This is a genomic window from Oceanobacillus sp. B139/18 (genome assembly GCF_055524595.1).
Map to the genome: position 1 here is coordinate 1 of NZ_JBVFXI010000021.1, position 3,763 is coordinate 3,763.

General features: G+C 39.1%; 5 protein-coding genes. 1 reads left to right on the forward strand and 4 read right to left on the reverse strand.

The annotated features are described in order from the left end of the window. Positions 1-586: 586 nt before the first annotated feature. Entirely contained in the window at positions 587-1,150 is a 564-nt protein-coding gene (locus ACZSMY_RS23080) for a GNAT family N-acetyltransferase (protein ID WP_042533425.1), read from the forward strand. Between the two features lie 75 nt (positions 1,151-1,225). On the opposite strand, the gene ACZSMY_RS23085 is transcribed toward ACZSMY_RS23080, so the two are convergent. The 4 genes from ACZSMY_RS23085 to ACZSMY_RS23100 all read right to left on the reverse strand — a co-directional run. Then, on the reverse strand, positions 1,226-1,405 hold the full coding sequence (locus ACZSMY_RS23085; RefSeq protein WP_042533423.1) for a type II toxin-antitoxin system antitoxin: 180 nt from the start codon (positions 1,403-1,405) through the stop codon (positions 1,226-1,228). A gap of 12 nt (positions 1,406-1,417) precedes the next feature. Next, entirely contained in the window at positions 1,418-2,263 is an 846-nt protein-coding gene (locus ACZSMY_RS23090; protein ID WP_042533421.1) for an SPFH domain-containing protein, read from the reverse strand. A gap of 74 nt (positions 2,264-2,337) precedes the next feature. Then, entirely contained in the window at positions 2,338-3,123 is a 786-nt protein-coding gene (locus ACZSMY_RS23095; RefSeq protein ID WP_226895236.1) for a ComEC/Rec2 family competence protein, read from the reverse strand. Between the two features lie 310 nt (positions 3,124-3,433). Further along, positions 3,434-3,763 (reverse strand): hypothetical protein (locus ACZSMY_RS23100; RefSeq protein ID WP_465148378.1); only part of this gene is annotated, 330 nt, incomplete at its 5' end.

Below are 3,763 nucleotides of genomic sequence, written 5' to 3' on the forward strand. Positions count from 1 at the left end.
TTGACCTGGATTCTTCCTGTACATGCAGAGAGGGTGTTTCTGATGAGGAGTATACTTTTCGGAGACATATTTGGGGCATAAAAAACACATCCTTTTATTTTGATAAGGTGAGTTTCTGAGATGGCTATCTAAACAAATCATACAGAACAAATGTTCCTAAACCAAGTTGTTTTTTATGCTATTTTCTTATCTTTGTGCGGTAACCATTCTCTCCTGCTTCTTTCTCTCTCCTTCTAGTTTCGAATCAGCAGCTGCTGTGCTGGTCCAAAATATACTTACAAAAATTTCATGCTTTATTATTAAAAAAACACTTGCATTTTACCAAAAAAATCATACAATAAAATTATCAAAAATGAATTTGAAAAGAGCTGATGAACAGCCTATTCGGCTGTATTGATAGAAGATCAATTAAATAGGGAAGGCAAATGGTGCGCCACCGGGGTTTCCTGGTTCTAGCGGGTTCGATTCCCGCCCCGAATTTTTGTTTCCAAGCTACTTTAAAAATAAAAATTCGAGGGCGGGTGACTCACTAGCTGCGGCTTTTTTGCTAATGAATGTACCCGCCTGGAAAAAGGAGGGTATTTTTATGCTTAAAATACGTGATTTAATGGAAGTGCCAGCTTTATATGAATTGATGACAGCCCCCGAGGTATACCCATTTGTCAGGCAAAAAGCTGCAACCGTGGATGAATTTTACTTTTCAACCAAGCAGACAATAGAAGCGGAAGACCGTGGAGAATTAATTTCCAGAACGATTTTAGATGAATATCAGCAGCCAATTGGTACGATTAATCTTTTTGATATAGAGGATAATTATGGATTTTTAGCTACTTGGATCGGTAAGCCGTATTTTGGTAAAGGCTATAATCGCCAAGCAAAAGATGCCTTCTTTCATGAACTTTTTACTACTAAAGGCATTGATGGTATCTTTATGAAAGTGCAAAAAAGTAACAAACGTTCCTTAAAAGCTGTTTTAAAGCTTCCTTACGTTACTTTTGCAAATGAGTTATACGACTCTATGTATAAACGCATTAATGCACATTCTAATGAAGCAATATATGATTTATTTGTGATTACAAAAAAGCATTACTTGTCCTATCAGCAATTTCACTCAGAAGCTGCTGTCAACTCTGATGAGGAAGTATCCTAAATAAAATAGCCTTAAGAAATAACAGCTTCTGATGATTTCTTAAGGCTATTCGTTTGGGATTTCCATCGAAATTCTTTAATCTTCCCCAATTTTCTTATCCTGTTTTTTCGGCAGCCTTCCCGCTCGTTTAGCAGATTCTCTCAGCAAAAATTCAACGTGGCTATTGACACTGCGAAACTCATCCTTTGCCCAGCGCTGCAATATGTCATAAAGCTCCGGATCGATACGTAATGGAAAGTTTTTTTTCTTCGCCATAGTAACCCCTGCTTATTGGTAAAGCGATCCTGTATTGATTACCGGCTGTGTTCCTTGATCGGAGACAATGGCAACAAGCAGGTTATTAATCATCGCCACTCTGCGTTCATCATCTAAATCCACTACATTATCTGCTTCCAAGCGGGAAATAGCATCCTGAGCCATTCCGACAGCACCCTGAACAATTTGCTCCCGGGCTGAGATAATTGCACTTGCCTGCTGACGCTGCAGCATCGCCTGAGCGATTTCTGTAGAATATGCTAAGTGTGTTAACCTCGCTTCAATCACTTCTACTCCGGCAACCTGCAGACGATCTTGAAGCTCTGTTGTTAATTGGTTTGATACTTCATCTGCATTTCCACGTAAGGTTAATTCTTCATTGGTGAAAGAATCATATGGATACGTTGTTGCCACAGCGCGAATAGCTGTTTCACTTTGAATCTCCACAAAATCTTCATATTGATCTACGTCAAAAACGGCTTTGGCTGCATCTACCACTTTGAAAACAACCACTGCAGCAATTTCAATTGGATTTCCGTTTACATCATTTACTTTCAATCGATTACTGTTAAAGTTACGAACTCTCAAGGAGATTGTTCTGCGCACAGAAAATGGCACAGTTATCAAAATTCCTTCACGCCGTACCGTTCCCATATACTTACCTAAGAAAATAACGACAATCGATTGATTAGGCTGCACGATGGTTATCCCGCTAATTAGAATACCTGCAATTAAAACAAGCACAACCCCTAAAACAACATACGATTGAACAATACTGAATACCCCTAATGCAAGTAAAACAACAATCAGACCGATTCCAATTGCGCCATTAATGCTCCAAGCTTTACGTTCCTGCATGAAATCCGCTCCTTCATATCTTTATTATACTATAATGATATCATTTTTGTATTAAATTGTAAAAGATATGATGTTTACCCTGCCTGTTCCTCCACAAATTTTTGGATTGGATTCATTCTCGGATTTACAATTAACGTCTCCCCATCCGTTTCAACTGTAATACTGTCTAAAGCAGCAGTAGAATAAATCAGCGCATTAATTTCGTATAGATGTTCAATCACCCGAGGAACAGGATGACCGTAGTTATTATCTTTGCTGTAGGTTAAAATAGCAATTTCAGGGTCTACCGCTTCTAAAAAAGACATACCCGTACTTGTATTCGAACCGTGATGCCCGATTTTAATCAATTCCGCGTCGACATCATGTTTTTTTTGTATTTCTTTTTCTTCTTTTTTACCGACATCGCCCATAAAAAGCATATCTGTTTCTTCATAATTAAGCTTTAAAACTAACGAGGATGCATTAGGAGAAGTCAAAGACTGCGCTGCATTCCAAATATCCAGTGAAATCATTGGATCAATCTCAATCGGAGTATCTTTTTCAGCAATCGTCAGCGGTATTTGTAAATCACGAATCCGGTTCATGTACGCTGCAAATGTTTTTGTCGGGTGAAGCTTGCCGATATCAAGCACACCGCCTACATCTATCTCATCCAGGACCTTTACTAAACCGCCAATATGATCGACATCTGGGTGGGTAGCAATCATTAAATCAATTTCATTAATCCGCCGTTCCTTAATATAGTTAACCAGAGCATCGCCAGCCTCCGGAGGTCCGCCATCAATTAAAATAGTCCGGTCTAAAGGCGTCTCGATTAAAATACTGTCTCCTTGACCAACATTAATAAAATGCACCTTCATTACAGGCATTTCCTGTTCTGCATGGGCGGTTGAAGGGATATGAAATTGTATTGTTATCAGTATTAGTAAGAGGATGAAAACGCTTTTTCGCATATTTTAAATACCTTCCCTTCTTTTTCATTAGTGTGAGCAAAAAGAAAGCTCGATATGACGACAGGTGATTGGTAATTGTTGAAAGGAATTTCTGCCATTGTTTTATGCAGGCGATATGTAAGTAAGATGTCACATTTAATTTTTTCTTTTTAAAACAGAAAAAGAGGTTATTACCTTTAATTGGCAATAACCTCTTTTTTAATTAAATCCGTTCTATCTAGTGAGAGGAGCGATTACGAACTCGGTATACAATCATTAGAATTGCACCGGCTGCCAGTAATCCTAAGCTGATAAGCAATAAGTTGAACATGGATGTTGCTGTACCTGGCAATGCTTCTCCATCATCACCTTTATCGGTCTCAGCACCTTCTCCAACTTTAGGGTCTCCCGATTGTTCAACGGAATCTCCATCTGTTTTGCCTTTTCCATCAGCGGTTGATTCACCAGAATCTGTTGCTTCTTCCCCTGATTCTTCTGGGTTTTCAGGATCTGTCGACTCTTCTCCTGGAGTCTCAGGATCTGTCGACTCTTCTCCCGGCTCTCCTGG